General features: G+C 38.6%; 19 protein-coding genes and 1 tRNA gene. 14 read left to right on the forward strand and 6 right to left on the reverse strand.

Translation table 11 applies throughout. The features are described 5' to 3' along the window. Nucleotides 1-4 precede the first annotated feature (4 nt). Nucleotides 5-406: a lactoylglutathione lyase gene (gene gloA / locus ACX1N5_RS01450; RefSeq protein WP_458800206.1), complete on the forward strand. Its 402-nt coding sequence runs from the start codon at nucleotides 5-7 to the stop codon at nucleotides 404-406. Nucleotides 407-610: 204 nt separating this feature from the next. Beyond that, complete coding sequence (rpmE, locus tag ACX1N5_RS01455) at nucleotides 611-838, forward strand: 50S ribosomal protein L31 (RefSeq protein ID WP_004752972.1); 228 nt, start codon at nucleotides 611-613, stop codon at nucleotides 836-838. Nucleotides 839-914: 76 nt separating this feature from the next. On the opposite strand, the gene ACX1N5_RS01460 is transcribed toward rpmE, so the two are convergent. Genes ACX1N5_RS01460 through epmB form a run of 3 tightly spaced genes read right to left on the reverse strand, consistent with a single transcriptional unit; the run spans nucleotide 915 to nucleotide 5,794 of the window. Continuing rightward, nucleotides 915-3,011, reverse strand: coding sequence for an EAL domain-containing protein (locus ACX1N5_RS01460; protein WP_458800209.1), 2,097 nt, complete (start codon nucleotides 3,009-3,011; stop codon nucleotides 915-917). Further along, a complete protein-coding gene (locus ACX1N5_RS01465; RefSeq protein WP_458800211.1) occupies nucleotides 3,008-4,768 on the reverse strand; it encodes a GTPase in 1,761 nt (586 codons plus the stop codon). Before ACX1N5_RS01465 ends, ACX1N5_RS01460 begins: the two co-directional genes overlap by 4 nt. Before the next feature lie 9 nt (nucleotides 4,769-4,777). Continuing rightward, the gene (epmB, locus tag ACX1N5_RS01470) at nucleotides 4,778-5,794 is read right to left on the reverse strand and encodes an EF-P beta-lysylation protein EpmB (protein WP_458800214.1); all 1,017 of its coding nucleotides are present in this window, start codon (nucleotides 5,792-5,794) and stop codon (nucleotides 4,778-4,780) included. Between the two features lie 70 nt (nucleotides 5,795-5,864). Between epmB and efp the strand changes: the two genes are divergently transcribed. The 8 genes from efp (at nucleotide 5,865) to ACX1N5_RS01510 (ending at nucleotide 14,272) form a co-directional block, all read left to right on the forward strand. Then, a complete protein-coding gene (gene efp / locus ACX1N5_RS01475; protein ID WP_004752965.1) occupies nucleotides 5,865-6,434 on the forward strand; it encodes an elongation factor P in 570 nt (189 codons plus the stop codon). A 159-nt stretch (nucleotides 6,435-6,593) separates the two neighbouring features. Continuing rightward, entirely contained in the window at nucleotides 6,594-8,717 is a 2,124-nt protein-coding gene (locus ACX1N5_RS01480; RefSeq protein WP_458800217.1) for a carbon starvation CstA family protein, read from the forward strand. Continuing rightward, the gene (locus ACX1N5_RS01485; protein WP_171458154.1) at nucleotides 8,711-9,016 is read left to right on the forward strand and encodes a YbdD/YjiX family protein; all 306 of its coding nucleotides are present in this window, start codon (nucleotides 8,711-8,713) and stop codon (nucleotides 9,014-9,016) included. Before ACX1N5_RS01480 ends, ACX1N5_RS01485 begins: the two co-directional genes overlap by 7 nt. Nucleotides 9,017-9,099: 83 nt before the next feature. Then, nucleotides 9,100-10,053, forward strand: a complete 954-nt coding sequence (locus tag ACX1N5_RS01490) for an AAA family ATPase (RefSeq protein ID WP_458800219.1) — start codon at nucleotides 9,100-9,102, stop codon at nucleotides 10,051-10,053. 24 nt (nucleotides 10,054-10,077) lie between these two features. Next, nucleotides 10,078-10,986, forward strand: coding sequence for a DUF58 domain-containing protein (locus ACX1N5_RS01495; protein ID WP_458800221.1), 909 nt, complete (start codon nucleotides 10,078-10,080; stop codon nucleotides 10,984-10,986). 3 nt (nucleotides 10,987-10,989) lie between these two features. Beyond that, nucleotides 10,990-13,002, forward strand: a complete 2,013-nt coding sequence (locus ACX1N5_RS01500; protein ID WP_458800223.1) for a transglutaminase family protein — start codon at nucleotides 10,990-10,992, stop codon at nucleotides 13,000-13,002. Nucleotides 13,003-13,027: 25 nt separating this feature from the next. Next, nucleotides 13,028-13,104, forward strand: a tRNA-Val gene (locus tag ACX1N5_RS01505). A 142-nt stretch (nucleotides 13,105-13,246) separates the two neighbouring features. Next, nucleotides 13,247-14,272, forward strand: coding sequence for a tyrosine-type recombinase/integrase (locus ACX1N5_RS01510; RefSeq protein WP_458800225.1), 1,026 nt, complete (start codon nucleotides 13,247-13,249; stop codon nucleotides 14,270-14,272). Between the two features lie 143 nt (nucleotides 14,273-14,415). Here ACX1N5_RS01510 and ACX1N5_RS01515 read toward each other — a convergent pair whose 3' ends face one another. Both ACX1N5_RS01515 and ACX1N5_RS01520 read right to left on the reverse strand, forming a co-directional pair. After that, entirely contained in the window at nucleotides 14,416-14,706 is a 291-nt protein-coding gene (locus tag ACX1N5_RS01515; RefSeq protein WP_458800277.1) for a hypothetical protein, read from the reverse strand. Nucleotides 14,707-14,770: 64 nt separating this feature from the next. Continuing rightward, nucleotides 14,771-14,968: a hypothetical protein gene (locus ACX1N5_RS01520; RefSeq protein ID WP_458800227.1), complete on the reverse strand. Its 198-nt coding sequence runs from the start codon at nucleotides 14,966-14,968 to the stop codon at nucleotides 14,771-14,773. Nucleotides 14,969-15,060: 92 nt separating this feature from the next. On the opposite strand from ACX1N5_RS01520, the gene ACX1N5_RS01525 reads away from it, so the two are divergent. The 3 genes from ACX1N5_RS01525 (at nucleotide 15,061) to ACX1N5_RS01535 (ending at nucleotide 16,791) form a co-directional block, all read left to right on the forward strand. Next, nucleotides 15,061-15,402: a helix-turn-helix domain-containing protein gene (locus ACX1N5_RS01525; RefSeq protein ID WP_131387802.1), complete on the forward strand. Its 342-nt coding sequence runs from the start codon at nucleotides 15,061-15,063 to the stop codon at nucleotides 15,400-15,402. Between the two features lie 25 nt (nucleotides 15,403-15,427). Beyond that, nucleotides 15,428-16,315 carry a hypothetical protein gene (locus ACX1N5_RS01530; protein ID WP_458800229.1) on the forward strand — a complete coding sequence of 296 codons (888 nt, stop codon included), beginning with the start codon at nucleotides 15,428-15,430 and terminating at the stop codon, nucleotides 16,313-16,315. A 263-nt stretch (nucleotides 16,316-16,578) separates the two neighbouring features. Further along, on the forward strand, nucleotides 16,579-16,791 hold the full coding sequence (locus tag ACX1N5_RS01535) for a hypothetical protein (RefSeq protein ID WP_458800231.1): 213 nt from the start codon (nucleotides 16,579-16,581) through the stop codon (nucleotides 16,789-16,791). Here the strand turns inward: ACX1N5_RS01535 and ACX1N5_RS01540 are convergent. Then, on the reverse strand, nucleotides 16,788-17,402 hold the full coding sequence (locus tag ACX1N5_RS01540; protein WP_458800233.1) for a Rha family transcriptional regulator: 615 nt from the start codon (nucleotides 17,400-17,402) through the stop codon (nucleotides 16,788-16,790). The two genes, ACX1N5_RS01535 and ACX1N5_RS01540, sit on opposite strands and share 4 nt — an antisense overlap. Before the next feature lie 319 nt (nucleotides 17,403-17,721). Between ACX1N5_RS01540 and ACX1N5_RS01545 the strand changes: the two genes are divergently transcribed. Next, nucleotides 17,722-18,720, forward strand: coding sequence for a hypothetical protein (locus tag ACX1N5_RS01545; protein WP_458800235.1), 999 nt, complete (start codon nucleotides 17,722-17,724; stop codon nucleotides 18,718-18,720). Nucleotides 18,721-18,748 lie beyond the last annotated feature (28 nt).

Consider the following 18,748-nt stretch of genomic DNA (forward strand, 5'->3'; position numbering starts at 1 on the left):
TTTTATGCGCATGTTACATACCATGTTACGTGTAGGTAATTTAGAACGCTCATTGGCATTCTATACAGAAGTACTCGGTATGACTTTACTGCGTCGCCGTGATTATGAAGAAGGTCGTTTTACATTGGCTTTTGTTGGCTATGGTGATGAAGAGCATAATACCGTATTGGAGCTGACTTATAACTGGGATACTGAAAGTTATGAGTTAGGCAATGCTTATGGGCATATTGCGATTGCAGTTGATGATGCGTATCAGGCGTGTGATGAGATCAAAGCTCGTGGTGGTAAAGTCGTACGTGAAGCTGGGCCAATGAAGGGCGGTGTTACCGTAATTGCATTTGTTGAAGATCCAGATGGCTATAAAATCGAGTTGATTCAGCAAGATCACAACGCACGCAATAATTAACCCATACGAATAAAGCATTCGTATCTGTGAGTTTTTTCCTGTATAATATGCCGACTTGTTGAGCTTAGCCCTAACCTAGAGTTTCGGTGAGCCAAAAGAATGGTCTGTGATGGTGTTGACCTGCTTTTTGCATTCCTCATAGTTGCTATGAGAGTGGTCAATTGCGATGACAGCATAACCTTTCTTAACTTAGGAGAATCGACCATGCGCGCCGATATTCACCCAAAATACGAAAAATTAGTTGCAACTTGCTCTTGCGGTAACGTAATCGAAACACGTTCAGCTGTTGGTAAAGAAACTCTTTATCTTGACGTATGTTCAGCTTGCCACCCATTCTACACTGGTAAACAAAAGAATGTAGACACTGGTGGTCGTATCGACAAATTCAAACAACGTTTTGCTGGTATGTCTCGTTCTATCAAACGCGACTAATCCATCAGGATGTAAAAAACGGGCAATTTGCCCGTTTTTTTATGCCTATCTCTTGATGAAATAAATAGACAAGACCTTAGTGGTCTTGCCCATCAATTAAGTGATCAAGCTTCTTCTGGAAGTAATCACCTTGCAAATAACGTACATCAATATTCCATGCGTTTGCAAAGCTATTCATATTGTTGAGCATAGGTAGAATCATATCGACTTCAGCAATTTCTTTGTATTTTTGCACCTGCAATTGCAACTCTGTCAGTTCTTTATCATCATTTAAACTATCGGCTAGTTTCGAATCTAAACGATATAGATCAATGTCATCACGTGATAGTAAGCTCATGCAGCTATCATCTACACCAAAGTGACGCACAGAAATTAATGCACCTTGAATACGAAGCTGTTGTAATACAGGTGTAACTCGCTCCGCATGTTGGATGATATCTAGGGCTGAAAATTGTAGGATTAACGGATGGTTTCGTGTGTTACGAATAATTGAGAACAATTTCTCAACCAAATTAACAATCTGTTTATCATGCAATAATACATGAATGTTCAAATTGATGATGAGTTTACTATTTGGGTATTGTGTAATGAAATTATAGAGTTGTTTGGATGCTTCAACCAAAATCCAGCGATCTAGTTTTACAGCAAGTTCTACATCGCTATTTAAGTCATTTAAATCTTCAAGAGCTAACCATTGTTTGTCAAAAATCACACCACTGGTGACTTCATAAATATAAGGTTCAGTATCTTGTTTATCATAAAGCTGCTGATATTTCAGATGTATGGTATTTTGCTCAATTGCACGATGTAATTCGGTAAGCAACATATGCTCACGATCCAACTGAGCACCTAACATCAACGTAGGTGGTACTTCTTCACTGTCAAAACCAGAGAACTTAATTTCATGAGCTTTGGCTTTTTCATGCTGTAATGGGTGTGATAAACCTTGAGTAATGAGAAAATCAAATTGCTCCTGACTTTGTATTGCGCCTTCAATCTCACTATAGCCAATCACAAACTGTACCGAATAATTTTCTGAATTGAATTCGAGCAATTGCGGTTTTAAAAGTGGCGTTAAACCTTGAAGTTTTGAGTGAAGCAGATCTTCGTTTGCTGCCTGACATAAACCGATAAAGAGAGCAGGGGTCACTTTAATGACAGTATTATGGGCATGCTCCTGAATAAACCCTTGCACTGCTTTAAGATATTCGCTTGTTTGCACTTGGTTCAGCTTCGCAATTTGCTCGTGAAAGTCTGTCAATAAAAATATAACAACTGCATTTTTATTGGCAGGTTCGTTCAGCATTTTTCGGTTGAACTGCTCATAAAGACGAGCAGGGCTACTACCAGTTTCAACACCTGTTTTACCAGAATTTGCTTGAGGGCTGTCCGTTTCAATGGAAATTTGCACAGCATCCTGCGCGTTATCTGGTAAAAACTCAACTCGAAGTATATTGCCTTTCGATTGTGCATTTGGATTGAGCGATTTAATCTCAAAACGCGCTTGATCGAAATTGCGCTGTGTAATGCGTTTAAAACGCTGTTTAAAATCCTGAAGTTGTTCGGGTTGTAACACATCAAGCAGAGGTAACCCGAAAATTTCATCTTCTTTTTTAAAGCCGAACAGTGCCAGATATTCTGGATTGGCTTTAATGTGAATTCCTTCCTGAATCACAGCAACAGCTTTATGTGTGTCGTTAGCGTGTGTTTGAATATGAGTTTCAGCAATTTCTAGTTCTTTGAGTAAGTGTTGCTGCGCCTGTAAAGAGCGGCTATACGATAAAGTACGAACCAGACCAATATAAAAACGATCTGGATAATCGAGGTTAAATAAGTCGTATACGCCTTTATTGATATAGTTTAAATATTGTGATGGCTGATAATCCTCAGGATTTAACAGCAATAATGGGAGTTGCGGTTGATTAGAAGCGTGAATGAGTGCCAAAGCCTGTTCAAACTTTAAGTCATAAGCGCGTCCAAACAAGACAACATCCCAATGCGTGTGCAGCTGCTTCTCAAAACTTTTAATATCATCGAGTAAAAAAGCATCGACCTGATGACCTTTAGATGTCAAGAGATCAACAATTTGGTTATAACGGATTTGGTTGTCATCGATAATGAGTAAACGAGTCTTAGTTTGCTTAAGCTTGTTGGATAAAAAAGCATTTCTCATTTTAGACTTTCCCACACGTCTTGTTTTTTAATGGTTTCAGCATGCTGCTGTATATGTTGTTCAAGTATAACCTGTTCATTGTCATTTAATAACTCAAAATCAAATTGTGAAAAGCTTTGGCTAATTAATTTTATCTCATTGAGATAAATTTTAAGCTGCTTATTACCTAATCGGAGGCTAATTCCTTGTTGCGACTTAAAGGTTTGATGCCCAGGCACAACAAGTGAAAGATGAGTTTTATTGAGTACCTGATTGCTGAGTAAAATAGCGGGATGGTAAAGCATTGTGTTGCGATCAGCGCTCAGTTGTACTGCACAGGGAGTTAAGTCTTGAGAGAGAATCTCTATACCAAATTCGAGGTGTTTAGGAGATGCTTGTTTTAACCAGCGAATAACTCCACCACGCCAAGGGGTTTGAGCATTTTCTTGCACTAGAATAAATTCGCCTGCGCGGAGTTGTTTTGGAACATCGCCTGTCCAACGAATACGATATCCATTGATACTGATGTCCATAATAGTACAGGTGTGAATTTGCTTCGCTTCAGGATCAAGTACTGCATACAGTGATTTGTTGTTGATCGATGGTGCGGGTTCATCATTCCAGCCTGATAAGAATTTAGAGTTGTTTTGCTGTAAATGAACTTTGCTGACTAACTGTAAAGTGTCCTCAAAATGAGTGGCATGCGATAGATAATAATGAGCACTTTGTAAACCAAAAGCCAACTGAATGGTTGCTACATAGTCATAACGTTCATAACGACGTTCAGGGATATTATTCAGCACATTTTGAACATGGAAGATCAGGGATGCGCTTAAATAATGCTTTTCTGTCGGTGAAATATGTTTATTTTGCGGTAAGTTGGCAAGATTAATATGTTCGAGTAATGCTTGTGTCTCAATAAAATAGCAGTCTTCGCTCTTTTTTAACTGTGTATTATTCAACACAGGAGGGAAGTCTTTATTTGGATCAATAATATAGCGAGACGTTGGGGATTCTTTATCTGTAATTTGGATAAGTTGCACCCATTGATACGAACATTGAAATAACGCTTGAATTTCTATTGGACGAATCTGGTGGGTATTTAAAATATCCAGTAAATTGATCTGGTTATAGAGTTGATAAATATTACTGAGTTGATGAATAGAGCCATGCAGGTAATTAATATCTTCAAGATGAAAATCATGATATTCAGCCAGTATAAAAAGCTGATGCCCGATGCGCCATTGACCAACCAAACTGCTTTTATAAAGAACCTGTTGTTGAAATTTGAGTAGGCTTAATTGTTGTAACGCATAATAGGTGCTCAGGCTACGAACATCTTGTAAGTGTTTTTTTTGTCGAAAAGCAAATAAAGAAAACTGCTTGGAAGTGAGTTCGGTGTGAGATTGAAAAGCAATATGAATATAAGTACGCGCAATATAACAGCGAAATTGTTGAGCAAGCTCTACGATCGACTCATTGTGATTCATGACCGATGAAACGTCACTAAGAAAATATTTCTCTAATGTTCCAAGAACTTGCTCTAAAGATAAATGTAGACTCTGAATTAAATCAAAACGTAAAGTCTCATCACATTTAAGCTCTAAAATTTCAATGACAGCATTCAACAGAGATTTGGATGAATCACCTAAATGCACGGATGGCAAATGCAAAAGCCATTCTTGAATGCCTTTTACACTTGCTGCACAAAAACTCAATTCAGTCCGATATTGTTCAATCGGCGCTGTAAAAAAGTCACTTTGATTTATTGTTGTCATACGTCACCACTAAAAAATAGGCGTTCCATATAAAGGCGTTTTATTGTTTTCTCCCGCAATTTCCCTGACCAATTTGGGGACTAAATATCCTGGTAGTCTCGCGAGTAGTTCTGTATAAATTTGATTGATTGAGTCAGTTGCCAAATCAAAATGATGAGCCCCTTTTACCTTATCTAGAACATGTAAGTAATAAGGCATAACTCGCGCATCTAATAGACGATAGCTTAATGCTGCAAGTTGTTCGGCAGAGTCATTAACTCCTTTTAATAATACCGCTTGATTGAGAACTGTGACTTGTTTTTCAGTTAATCTATGTAACTGTCTGACAGTATAATCATCAATCTCTGACTCATGATTAGAGTGTATCACCAGTATAGTATGTAGCCTACTGTTTTTTAATAAGGAAACTAGCTCTTCATCTATTCGGCTTGGAATGACGATCGGGACTCTGGAGTGAATTCGTAAAATTTTTAATTGAGGTAAGCTTTCGAGACGCTCTACCCATAATGCCAGTTTCTGATTGGTCAGCGTGAGCGGGTCTCCACCACTGAGAATGACTTCATTAATGTCTGGATGGTCAAGCAGATATTGCCGAATATTGATCCAGTCGTCATTCTTAGGTAAGTTTTCCTGATAAGGAAAGTGGCGGCGGAAACAGTAACGGCAGTGAACTGCACAAGCACCTGTCAAAGTGAGTAAGAATCGTGACTGGTACTTATGTAAAACGCCAGGAAGTTGATTGGCTTGCTCTTCCCCAAGTGGATCGGTAACAAAGCCTTCATGCTCTTCTAATTCTAGGTGATGAGGTAAAACTTGCAGTAAAAGTGGATCAAATGGGTCAGCAACGTTCATTTTTTCAACGAACGCACGAGGGACACGCAATTTAAACTGTTCAGAAGCGAGGATTGCCCCTGATAATAATTGATCTGTTGAGAGCTGAAGTTGCTGAAGTAACTCTTTTGGGTCAGTAATTAGATCACTGAGTTGAGTTTTCCAGTTTTGCTCTTGGTACAAATAGTTTATCATGCCACACGTTAAAAATAATGCTAGTCTAGCATTAATTGATTTAAGTTAGTAAGTTTGGAGTGAGCCAGTCATGGCCAATTATTCTACAAATGAGTTTAAGCAAGGCTTAAAAGTCATGCTTGATAGTAATCCATGTTCGATCATGGAAAATGAATACGTAAAACCAGGTAAGGGCCAAGCCTTTAACCGTGTGAAATTACGTAACCTTAGAACAGGTAAAGTATTAGAAAAAACCTTTAAATCAGGTGACTCTCTAGAAGCGGCTGATATTGTAGAAGTAGAAATGGACTACCTTTACAATGATGGCGAACTTTGGAACTTTATGGATCCTGTAACATTTGAGCAAATCGCTGCAGATAAAACTGCAATGGGCGATGCTGCAAAATGGTTAAAAGACGATTCAAATGAAAAATGTACGATCATGTTATTTAATGGCGTACCATTAAACGTAAGTGCACCAAACTTCGTGGTTTTGAAAATCGTTGAAACTGATCCAGGTGTTCGTGGTGATACTTCTGGTGGTGGCGGTAAACCTGCAAAACTTGAAACTGGCGCAGTTGTTCGTGTACCACTGTTTGTTCAGCAAGAAGAAAGCGTTCGTGTAGACACCCGTACAGGTGAATATTTAGAACGTGCATAATGGCGAATAAATCCGCTATTATTGGAGGGGTGAAGATATTCACCCCTTTTTTTATGCCAAAGTCTTAGATCAAAATAATAATATGGGGTGTACATTCACAAGGAATTGTAACAATTTACAATAAAGAAAAGCACTGTTTTTAAGCAGGCGAGGAAAAGCATGGACAGTTATCAACATCAAAGTAAAAGTTCTTTTACTTCAAAAATTATGTGGATACTGGTGGCGATCATCGGCGCTGTATCTTTTGGAATGTTAGCTCTTCACCGTGGTGAACATATCAATGCTGTATGGCTGGTTTTGGCAGCCCTGTGTGTGTATAGCATAGCTTATCGTTTTTATAGTCTTTATATCGCAAAGAATATTTTTGAACTCGATCCAAAGCGGCTAACGCCTGCTTATCGTCTTTCCGATGGTCTTGATTATGTCCCTACAAATAAATACGTATTGTATGGACATCATTTTGCGGCTATTGCTGGTGCAGGCCCTTTGGTAGGGCCAATTCTCGCTGCGCAAATGGGTTATTTGCCGGGCACAATCTGGTTATTGGCTGGTGTTGTGTTTGCAGGTGCTGTTCAGGATTTTCTTGTATTGTTTATTTCGGTGCGCCGTAATGGCAACTCACTGGGTGAAATGGCCAAAGAAGAGCTTGGCTCATTTGCTGGCATTGTCGTGATGCTCGGTACATTGGGCGTCATGATTATTATTCTGGCAGTCTTGGCACTGGTTGTTGTAAAAGCATTGACCAATAGCCCATGGGGATTGTTCAGTATTGCTATGACGATACCAATCGCCTTGTTTATGGGTATTTATATGCGTTTTATCCGCCCAGGGAAAATTGCTGAAGTATCTGTCATCGGATTTATTTTGATGATGATGGCGATTATCTATGGTGGTGATGTTTCGCAGCATCCATATTGGGGGCCAGTTTTCACCTTGTCTGGAACACAATTGACTTGGTGTTTGATCACATATGGTTTTATTGCTTCGGTTCTACCAGTGTGGTTATTGCTTGCACCACGTGATTATTTATCAACATTTTTGAAAATTGGTGTGATCGCAGGTTTGGCTGTAGGTATTGTGATTGCAATGCCGGGCTTAAAGATGCCAGCAATCACTCATTTTATTGATGGTACAGGGCCAGTCTTTGCAGGTAGCTTATTTCCTTTCCTATTTATTACGATTGCTTGTGGTGCAATTTCAGGCTTCCATGCCTTGGTTGCAAGTGGTACAACGCCAAAACTCATTGAAAATGAAAGTCATATTCGTATGATCGGTTATGGTGGTATGCTGACAGAATCTTTTGTCGGAATCATGGCGCTGATTTGTGCAACAGTACTTGATCCTGGTGTGTATTTTGCGATTAACTCGCCAGCGGCTTTACTCGGTGTTGATGTGCAAAGCGCTTCAGAAGCTGTTCGTCATTTAGGGTTTGTAGTTACGCCAGAGTCGTTGACATTATTGGCTCAGGAAGTAGGTGAGAAATCGATTCTTTCTCGTGCAGGTGGTGCACCAACATTTGCGATTGGTATGGCACATATCCTGTCTGAGATTTTTAATAATCGCTCAATGATGGCGTTCTGGTATCACTTTGCTATTTTATTTGAAGCCTTGTTTATTTTAACTGCGGTTGATGCTGGAACACGTGCTTGTCGTTTCATGGTTCAAGATACAGTGGGTATAGTGATTCCTTCTGTAAAAGCATCACGTTCTTTTGCGGGTAATATGATTGGAACATTTGTCGCGGTCGCGGGTTGGGGATACTTTGTTTATCAAGGTGTAGTCGACCCTTTAGGTGGGGTTAATTCACTCTGGCCATTGTTTGGGATTGGTAACCAAATGCTGGCAGCAATGGCATTAACTCTAGGGACAGTCATTCTCTTTAAAATGAAAAAAGAGAAATATGTCTGGGTCACCATTTTACCGACAGTCTTTTTGGTAGTCACATCAATGGTGGCAGGCTGGCAAAAGATTTTTCATACCAACCCAAAAATCGGCTTTTTGGCACAGGCCAATAAATTTTCTGATGCAATTGCACGTGGCGAGGTGTTAAAACCAGCAAAATCATTGGCTGAAATGCAAACCATTGTGTTATCCAATCAGATTAATGCGGCATTGTGTGCTTTCTTTATGATTGTATTGGTCGTGATGATTTTTGCTTCAATTGGTGCTGTTCGTCGTGCGTTGGCAAGCAATAAACCAACGGTTCATGAAGCACCTGCCGAGTATGCCGATGTTGTTTCAGAAACAGCCGCTACTGCACGAGTTTCAGGAGAAGCATCATGAATTTGAAATTTGCTAAGCAGGGAACAACGGTTGTGGCAAAAATCATTAAGATGACGATTTTGTCGCAAAAACATCTGCTACTATCGCCTAAAAACTGGTCTAAAATAGCAATCCTTTGGCAGCGATTACAGCAAAGTTTTCGCCTGATGGTGGGCGTGCCTGACTATGCAACCTATTTGGAGCATATGCGTCAGCATCATCCAGACCTGACGCCCATGGATGCAAAAACGTTTTATCGGCATTGTGTTGATGTGCGTTATCCTTCTGCAAAATCAGGTATCAAAAAATGCCCTTGCTAATAGGCTAAGCTTAATTTTTTGAATGACTGGTTAAACGGTGTATGTTACAACATGCACCGTTTTCTATTTTTTAGGCATAATTTATGTGGGAAGTTCATAAAAAACAAAAAACTGTAAATGAAACAGATTTTGAAAGTCAGCTCGCAACATTTTTTCCAAAAATTAAACAGTTTTTACTCGAAATTAATCAAATTATTTTAGATAAGCCACAACAAACCGAATTAGCGTTAGCTGCTTTGTTGGCGGGTGGCCATGTTTTGTTTGAGGATTTGCCTGGTTTGGGAAAAACAACCTTGTCGCATGCCTTGGCAAAATTGACAGGTTTAAGCTTTAACCGCATTCAGTTTACCAATGATATGTTGGCGAGCGATGTGATTGGGATTAATTTATTTAATCAAAAAATTCAGCAATTTGAATTTAAGCAAGGGCCGATTTTTACCCAGATTTTACTGGCAGATGAAATTAACCGTAGTAGTCCGAAAACCCAGAGCGCCTTGCTTGAAGCCATGGAAGAGGGGAGCGTGACGTTAGATGCGGTGCATTACCGTTTGCCTCAGCCATTTTGGGTGGTGGCGACTCAAAACCCGTTATTTCAAAGTGGGACGTATGCCTTGCCTGAATCCCAGTTAGACCGATTTTTAATGCGCTTATCACTGGGTTATCCATCACGTTCTGCTGAACGCGCATTATTGACTGATCCAAGTCGGCAGAGTTTATTGTCAGATTTGCCTGAAATTTTTTCTGCACAGGATTTGCTGACATTGCAGCAGTTACGCCAGCAGATTGAAGTCAGTGATGCAGTTCTGGATTATATTCTAGATCTGGCTGAAAAAACCCGTACAGGTCTACAGGGTTTATCTACCCGAGGTGTGATTGCCCTGAAAAATGCAATACAAGCATATGCGATGATACAGCAGAGAGCGTTTGCAACCACAGATGATGTACAGGCAGTTTTTGCTGCGGTAGTCGCACATCGGATTGGTTTAAGTGAATTAGAAGCACAACAATTGATGCAGCGAGTACCTGTAAGTTATTAATTTAGAATTAGAACGAGAGAGCGCATGCGTCAGAGAATTTTAGCGTGGATGAGTCGGCGCTTTCAAATGCAGGCAGAAAAACAAATTAAGCAGCGTGATATTTTGGTGTTCTTGCATCGGGATGGCATTTTATATGGTGTATTAATTCTTTTAACTTTTATTGCGGGGATTAACTACGCCAATAATCTGGTGCTGAGTTTATGTTTTCTGGTCAGTGCACTTTTAGCCATGAGTTTTTATCTGGCATTTAAACAGCTACATGGGCTAAAAATTGAGCTGCTCAGTGATGATGATGTTGGGCAGGTTAATCAGCCCTTTATTTTAAAATTGCGTTTGCATCAGGCAAAAGCCAGTCCAGGGTTCTTACGCTTTGAAATTGCAGAACAGACTTTATATATCATGATGAAAGACGTCACGCAGGATATTCAGATCAGTTTGCATCCTGAAGCACGTGGACGCTATATTTTGCCGCGCTGCCGCATTATGGCGACTTATCCCTTTGGTCTGGTTCGGGCATGGACGTATTTGTATTTTCAACATCAGGTCTGGATTGCCCCACAAGCTGTGCAGATGCAGCGTGAGAGTAAACTGAGTCACCGCCATCAGCAACAAAGCTTGGAAGAATTTCATGATCTGCGTAATTATGTTGATGGTGATAGTTTGCAGCGTGTGTCATGGAAGCATGTGGCGCGTGATCAAGGCTGGTTTGTCAAACGTTTTGAACAAGAACCGAATGTACAAATCCAGATCATCGAATATGCCAAAATGCCCAGTACCATGCATGAAGTCCGCCTTTCAATGATGATGGCACTGGTTGAACAGTGTGAACAGGAAAAACGTGCTTATGGCATGTTATTGCCTAAAGCCGAACTGGTGGTGGGGTCTGGCATTCGCCAATATCAGCAAGCCAAGAAATTTTTAGCACAGGCATAAATCATGAATAAACAAATCCAGTTTTTGCTATTGGGTGTGCTGTTACTGATTTTACTTGCCCAGATTGCTTTTGCTCCTGTCAGTTTGCTGGTTGCATATGCCGTTGTGTGGCTGGTTACATTACGCATATTTGGGCGTCAGAAATCTTTGGTCTTGCCTGCAGTATTTCGTGTAAGCTTTATTGTTGTTGGGCTGGCATGTATTTATTTGCAATATCGGACATTTTTTGGTGTTGAAGCTGGCGTTGCATTCTTGAGTTTGTGTCTGTATGGCAAGGCGCTAGAAAGTAAAGATAAACGTGATGCTTTGGTCAGTTTCAACTTTGCACTTTTTGTATTTGCCAGTTTGTTTTTATATACCCAGGCTTTTTATATGGCAATTCTGGTTTTTCTGGGTGTGATTGTATCATTGCTGGGGCTATATGCCATACAGAAAGCTGACTTCACCGAACATGCTTTGCCCAATAAAAAAGAGCTATGGACAGACACACTGCATATTTTTAAGGCAATTTTATTTGCGCTTCCGTTTTTTATCATTTTATTTTTATTTTTTCCGCGCCTGCCACCGCTTTGGTATATTCCACTGCCAGATCAGAATAAAGCAGTCACAGGTGTCAGTGATACTTTGTCACTCGGAGATATTGCCGAACTTTCTCAATCCAATGCCTTGGCATTTCGTATAGTCTTACCTGTTTCAAGTTTGCCACCACGTTCCGAACTGTATTGGCGGGCAATGGTGCTTGATCATTTTGATGGGCAGAAATGGAACAGTAGCGAAATCAATCAACAATGGCAAACAGAAGAACAGCCACAATTGGCTCAGGCAAAACGCCTGAATTATAGCTATTTACAAGCCGATCCTGAACAGCGCTGGGTGATGGGGTTGGAATATTCAGTCCCAGCAAGTCAACGTTATGTTCTACGTCAAGATGGCAGTATTGTGTCACGCCGACCTGTGCAAACCACCCAGCCGATTGCATTGACGTGGGTATCTGTATCGTCAATCGATAGATTGTTGCCTGAATATGTTCGCTACATAAATCTGCAACTACCTGAAACAGATCCTCGCAGTAAAGCATTGGCAGCACAGTTGTATCAAGAAAGTGGCCAACAACCTGAACACTATATACAGTATGTATTGAATTGGTATCGTCAAAATAAATTTAGCTATAGCCTCAGCCCAGGAACCTTACAGGGCAATCGCGTCGATCAATTTTTATTTCAGACGCGAGTTGGGTTTTGTGAACATTTTGCATCGAGTTTTGTGGTGCTCATGCGCGCCGTAGGCATTCCTGCACGTGTGGTGGTGGGTTATCAGGGGGGGCAGCCTGCGCCCGATAATCAAAGTTGGGAAGTCCGTCAGCTTGATGCTCATGCATGGGCAGAAGTGTGGGTGGATCAGCACTGGCAACGTATTGATCCCACTGCATTGATTGCACCGCAGCGTATTGATAATGGCATGCAAAATTATCTAAGCGAAACACATCAGCAAAATAGCTCAACATTGTTTAGTCCTCAACGTATGTCGTTGATCAATCAATTGCGTGTATGGAGTGACTATGCCAGCTATCAATGGCAAAGCAAAGTTGTAGGTTATGATGTCGAGCAGCAACGCAGTTGGCTGCAATCATGGGGAGTTAATTCACAGACGAAATCATTGTGGGTGCTGATTACAACCATCTTAAGTATTTTATTGTTGTATATCGCAGTGATTGTATGGCGGAATCGTCCGCAGCGTACGCAATATGAGAAGTTGATTCACCAGTTTAATCAAAGGCTGGATCAAGATTTGCAGAAAATGCCAGAGGAAACCTTTCAGAAATGGATGTTGCGACTGAGTTTGTTGACTTTACCTGAGCAACAGTCGATTTTTAAGCAATTGATTGATCTGCAACATTGCTTAGTTTTTCAGAAAAAACAGCAACATAAAGCTGAAATGTGGAAAGAATTTGCTCTTTTGCTTAAAGAGTGTTCAATTGTTTTAAGCAAGCGCAGAAAAATCTTGTCAAGCCAATAAAATCTGAATATGATACAGGCACTTTAGGCGTATAGCTCAGTTGGTTAGAGCGCTACGTTGACATCGTAGAGGTCTCCAGTTCGAGTCTGGATATGCCTACCAAGATAAAGCAAGGGTTTACAAGTAATTTCAATAACTTGTAAGCCCTTTTTTAATTGCTGTAATTTTTTGTTTTTCGCAAAACTTGCGTAAATTTGAATAAATAATCAATAATTTTCACCAAGAATTCACCAAAACTTCACCAATGAAAATACCTAAACCGATTAAAAGAGGACTTACTTATCGAATTCAATTACAGATCGCAGGGGAAAAATTTTCCTGTACTCGCGATACTGCCAGAGAATGTGAACAGTGGGCAGTTCAAAAAATATTAGAATCCAAAATTCACAAGAAAGAAGTAGAAAAAGGCATCAAACCAACGGTTACTTTTAAAGAACTGATAGAGCAATATTTTCAATATACTGGGCAATATAATCCATCTGCGAGTTCACGAAAATGGATGCAAGGTCAGATCAAAGTCTTTGATGAAAAATTTGGGTTTTTATCGGGCACTTCCATCTATGATATTACCCCACGTCAATTGACTAACTGGAGGAATAAACGCTCCAAAGAAGTTGGTGCAAATACAGTTTTAAAAGAGATCTCTTTCTATAGTGCGGTTTTTACCTTTGCACAGAAGGAATTATTTTTGCTTGATGAAAACCCATGGATGATGATTACCAAGCCTAAAAAGCCGAAGGCTAGGGCACGTCGGATTCATAACTCTGAAATTGATCTCATGTTGAAAGCTCTGAAGTATGAACGTGGTCAAACTCCAGTTTTGCCAGATCATTATGTCGCATGGGGCTTTTTATTTGCCATAGAAACAGCGATGCGTCGTGGTGAAATCTTGTCGATGCAAAAGAAAGATATTTATGATGACTATGTACATCTGCCGAAGACCAAAAATGGAGATCCGCGCAATGTGCCGCTGTCTAAAGAAGCCAAAGCACTGTTAGAGTTGATTCAGCATAAAGGGCAAAAACTAATTCCTCAGTCTGAAAATGCATTTCGTTTGATGTGGGAAAAACGAAAAGCAGCAATAGGTCTGAGTGGCTTGCACTTTCATGATACTAGGCATGAGGCCATCACTCGAATGGTTCGTGTAAAGAAATTACCAGTTGAAGTCCTGGCTAAAATTACGGGGCATAAAAAAATAGATATTTTGATTAATACCTATTACAACCCGAATGCTCAGGATCTTGTCGAAGCTTTTAATCAAAGTCAGTAACTTCCGTAGAAGCTAAATATAATTTGTTATAACTGTTTATAATTCATGATTTTTATTTATATTTCGGTTGTAGCTAATTGCGTAACTTTACTGTGTTTTTGAGCTACAAAAATGATTAAGCCCACATAGTTGTGGGCTTTTGGCTAGTTTTTACGTGCTCTGCCTCTTCTTTCACGCATGGTTAAAAGAGCATCTGCCTGTTCAGGATCATATAAATGTTTGCCAATCGTTCCCTGATTAATGACCGCAAGTTTTGAACGAACAGTCCCTGCGGATAAGCGACCACATTTAACGATACGAGGGTTAATGGCATGCGTATAGAGTTCTTTTTTGCTGCACTGAGGGCAAACACCTTGTCTGTACCAGTCGCCCTCACGTTTAAATGAGAACAGTTGGTTTAAGCGTTCATCAATGCGTCTTTGGATGTCCGACATGAATAACCTAAATGTGAGTGTTAATTAGCAATTTGTATTTATTTGTTTGATAAATAAGAAAAGATTATTCATCTTTGCTATTTTTGTCGGCAGCTTTTCGGAGTTCAGGATAGACCTGAAGAACGGCTTCACGGATCAGAACGGCAGGTTTTTTCTTGGCTTTAAATGCGATTTCTTCTAGGAGTTGTTTTTCTAAAGTAGAGAAACGGACAGCAGATATTTCAGTTCTATTTTCTTTTGTTTGAATATTTGGTTTTTGCATGAGAAAATCCCCATAAATCGTGATTAGTAACTAAGTAACTGCTAATTTAGTACGATTAATAGTGATTTACAAGTGCTTTTTTAGGAAAAAGTATGAAAAATGATGATTTGAATACTCGCGGTAATCGTCTAAGAGATGAACGGAAGCGTTTGGGTATAGAGACTCAAGATGAGCTGGCAGAGATTTTAGGGGTAAAAAAGAACTCTATCGTTCGTTATGAGAAGCATAATGCCGCTTTAGATATGGATCAGCTCGACTTACTGGAAGATCACGGCTTTAATGTTGCCTATATACTTTGGGGGCGAACAGAAGCGGCTGACAGTAGTTTATCTGAAGAAGAAACAAAGCTACTTGGTTTCTACCGCCAGACACGTGAAGAAATGCGTGGGGGATTGGTGGCGATAGTAGAAACGTATGCAAATCAATTTAAGTAATTAAAAACATAGTGTTAAGAATAAAATGAAATTAACTAAAGAATTAAAGTGTAATTGGTGGTTAATAGGTATTTTTGTTTTCCTTATTTGGATTACATTTCCGTATTTGTTTAAATTATCTATGTCTTGGATGGGGTTATTCGGTGCAGAGTTTAAAAATTTTGCAGACTATGGGCCAGTTGGCGATGTTTATGGAAGCCTAAATACACTGATTTCCTCTATTGCATTATGTGCTGTTGCTTACTCTACATGGTTGCAGGTTACTTCTTTGAAGGAAACAAGAGAAGCGACAACTCGGCAATTAAACTTAGCTGAAAAGAATCATCAGGAACAATTAAAAGAATCTCAATATGCTATTTTTACTAATATGATTAATAATTTATTAGCTCATAAGAATGAATCAAAGAAGAGTTTGACTATAAAAAATGATGGTGAGACTTATGATCATGAACATATTTTTAATCATATGTACAAACAATTTTTAAAGAGAGTTGAATCGGATTGGTCTCAATTAAATGAAATCACCCGATTCAAAATTATGGAAGATTTTTTAGACTCAATCGATGAGTTAAGTAGTAATAAATTACATGTATCAACATTACTTATTACTTATTTTAAAATTTATGAATCAATATTTGATCTAGTAAAATCTTCAGTATTAACAGAACAAGAAAAAGATTTTTATTATCATATGGTTGGTAAGACTATGAGTTTAAGCGAACAAGCTTGCTTACTATGGGTTACAACTGGTTTTGAGGAGGTTGCAGAGTATTTAGAAGATACAGGTATATTTTGGTTTAATTTCGAGAAAGAAATAGAATTTATATATAAGTTTCATCAGAGATCGTATTTCTGTAATTCACTATTCTTGCAAGCGTGGGATGAATTTGAAAAAAACCAAACCCCAACCTAAGTCGGGGTTCTTCTGTTTATCGGGTCGCATCTCAGCTCGATAAGACCCTGCCACCACTGCCCCTTATGCGAAAACTGCTGCGTTATTCATTCGATCCACTGTTTATAAAACAGGAAGTGATCAAGTCTAAACTCACACAAGTTTCCACCCGCGTGTTTATTTTTAGCTGTAAGAAAAAATAAAACGACACTAAGTGTCGTTCCTATATAGATTTTTTTACCATTTAGTCAGAAAATATACCCACTAAATCAACAGGGGGAAAAATGAGTTCCACAATTCAAATTAACAGCACGAAAAATATGACTGCAGAACAAAAACTGGATGAAATTAGATATCCACTTGAGAATCTTGAATTAACATTGTCAGCACTAACAAAAATGCATTTAGATCACCCACTCACAGGTGACGAGCTAACTGCTTTATTAAACACCATTCACTATCAAGTGAACCAGATCACCAAAGCTATACATGCTTAAACATGACGTAAATGCAGGGCCAGTTGATGCTCTGTTTTTGTGTGATTGAGTTCGACTGTACCCATCATGACTTTCACCGTGAGCCAAAACTGGGACAGGCTTTGCTTCACGTCTTCACCTAAACTGTGGTGGCTGAGCTGATAGTTCTGTTGGAAAAAATCCTGAATGCTGATGTGTTGCAACATCACTTTTTTGTAGTCTTCAGGCATCACATAAATATTAATATTTTGAGCAGGTTGTACAGGTTGGCTTTGCTGTAAAAGCTTTTGTGCCATGAGGTTAAATAGGGTGATGTACTGTTCTTTGATTTGTGCTGCCTTTGTACCAGTAAAGCCCATCACCAAGAAAATAAAACCATCTTTGGTCATTCGGTAATATTTGGATTCTCGCTTTGCACCATTCGCAATTTCAATGGTTTGAACATGAGCCCAAAAATGGGCTGATGTAAATTCAGAAGAACATTCTAAATTTTCCAATGTGCGAAGAACATGGGAGTGACGTTTGCCAAAAACTTCGGCAACTTTTAGGGAAGTGGTAATGGTTTGATTGTTGATGATGCTGACCCAGTCTAAATTTTGGGTAGCAGAAGCCGTTAAAGCGAAATGATTCATTTGCTTGTTCCTGTTAGTCAAGTTTTTAACCTGACACCATCACTTCTCACGGTAATGGTGACAGACTGAACAGGGGTGAGAATACCGTCCTAACAGGTAACGGCCAGCCAAAGCTGCCCTGTCCAGCCTGCCATAAAAGGCACAGCCGAATTTTACGCAAAAAAATAGCCCTTAGCGGACTTTTTTGCGCCTGTTAGTAAAATATTTCAGGTTCTCACGCCTGACCATAGATTTTGCTATGGTTTTTATAAAGTAACTTAGTTACTATTTTGGTGTCAATACTTTATAAAAACTTTTAAAATTTTGGGGTGTATTTTAGATGAGTGATGAGTTTGAAGTTAAAAGAAAAGCATTAATTCAAAAGTTTTTAGATAATAAAATAAAATTTAATAATCATTTTAAACAGTATGATCAAAATTTATTTGATGAAAAGTGTCTTGATGAAATAATAAATATTAATAAATATTTTGATGAACTTTTGGATTTTATGGAAAATTCTAAATCTTTCGATAGTTCTTTTGAGAGTTTTGTTACGAAAACTATTTTTGATAATACTGATGCTATAATTTACGATAATAAGAAAAATCCAATTAAGGTATTGACTGATATTTCATATAACTTACTAGTTTTAGGTAGATTAAAGGGTAACGAAATTGATAGATTGAAATTATTAGAATATAATCAGAAAATTACTAATGAATTAAATTTTTTAGAGAAGACGAAAAATGAATTAGAAGAAATCATAAATGAAGCTCAGATAATTAAAGATGATCTAAAAAATAAAAAAATAAATGAAATTTTTGAAGATGATTCAATAAAATTTAAAAAAATAGCACAAATATATGAATTTCTATTTTATTTAGTTGTGCTAATTGCTGGATTTTATTTTCTGGGTTTGACTTTTTATATTATTGGATTTGATTCAAAATATCTTTCGATTGGATTTCCTGAAAAAATACATGGTGATATTTCAGCTGAATTTTATATTCAAAAAATTTCTTTTCTCGTTTTATCTACTACATTGGCTGCATTTCTCTTAAAGCGTTCTTTTATGAACCGACGTTTGGCAGATGAAGCTTACCGTACTGCAAAAGAACTAGATGCCTTACCACGCTATATGGAAGGTATGCCAGATGAAATGAAAGAAAAGATTCGGTTTGACCTTGCCTATAAATATTTTGGAAATGGTATCCATCATGAAAGCTATACAAGTGGTGAGAACTTGATGCATGAAAATATTAAAGCAAATACAGAGTTCCTGAAGGCAATAAAAGGTAGTGGTTCAGATGAAGAATCAAAGAAAGATAGTGAAAAGTAGAATGTTATGTTGAGTTGAAAAAGTTACT

The organism is Acinetobacter sp. ANC 4636 (genome assembly GCF_054454555.1).

Coding starts and splice junctions, on each gene's coding strand:
- gloA (WP_458800206.1), top strand. CDS start 5: ATGCGCATGTTACATACCATGTTACGTGTAGGTAATTTAGAACGCTCA.
- rpmE (WP_004752972.1), top strand. CDS start 611: ATGCGCGCCGATATTCACCCAAAATACGAAAAATTAGTTGCAACTTGC.
- ACX1N5_RS01460 (WP_458800209.1), bottom strand. CDS start 3,011: ATGAGAAATGCTTTTTTATCCAACAAGCTTAAGCAAACTAAGACTCGT.
- ACX1N5_RS01465 (WP_458800211.1), bottom strand. CDS start 4,768: ATGACAACAATAAATCAAAGTGACTTTTTTACAGCGCCGATTGAACAA.
- epmB (WP_458800214.1), bottom strand. CDS start 5,794: ATGATAAACTATTTGTACCAAGAGCAAAACTGGAAAACTCAACTCAGT.
- efp (WP_004752965.1), top strand. CDS start 5,865: ATGGCCAATTATTCTACAAATGAGTTTAAGCAAGGCTTAAAAGTCATG.
- ACX1N5_RS01480 (WP_458800217.1), top strand. CDS start 6,594: ATGGACAGTTATCAACATCAAAGTAAAAGTTCTTTTACTTCAAAAATT.
- ACX1N5_RS01490 (WP_458800219.1), top strand. CDS start 9,100: ATGTGGGAAGTTCATAAAAAACAAAAAACTGTAAATGAAACAGATTTT.
- ACX1N5_RS01495 (WP_458800221.1), top strand. CDS start 10,078: ATGCGTCAGAGAATTTTAGCGTGGATGAGTCGGCGCTTTCAAATGCAG.
- ACX1N5_RS01500 (WP_458800223.1), top strand. CDS start 10,990: ATGAATAAACAAATCCAGTTTTTGCTATTGGGTGTGCTGTTACTGATT.
- ACX1N5_RS01510 (WP_458800225.1), top strand. CDS start 13,247: ATGAAAATACCTAAACCGATTAAAAGAGGACTTACTTATCGAATTCAA.
- ACX1N5_RS01515 (WP_458800277.1), bottom strand. CDS start 14,706: ATGTCGGACATCCAAAGACGCATTGATGAACGCTTAAACCAACTGTTC.
- ACX1N5_RS01520 (WP_458800227.1), bottom strand. CDS start 14,968: ATGCAAAAACCAAATATTCAAACAAAAGAAAATAGAACTGAAATATCT.
- ACX1N5_RS01525 (WP_131387802.1), top strand. CDS start 15,061: ATGAAAAATGATGATTTGAATACTCGCGGTAATCGTCTAAGAGATGAA.
- ACX1N5_RS01530 (WP_458800229.1), top strand. CDS start 15,428: ATGAAATTAACTAAAGAATTAAAGTGTAATTGGTGGTTAATAGGTATT.
- ACX1N5_RS01535 (WP_458800231.1), top strand. CDS start 16,579: ATGAGTTCCACAATTCAAATTAACAGCACGAAAAATATGACTGCAGAA.
- ACX1N5_RS01540 (WP_458800233.1), bottom strand. CDS start 17,402: ATGAATCATTTCGCTTTAACGGCTTCTGCTACCCAAAATTTAGACTGG.
- ACX1N5_RS01545 (WP_458800235.1), top strand. CDS start 17,722: ATGAGTGATGAGTTTGAAGTTAAAAGAAAAGCATTAATTCAAAAGTTT.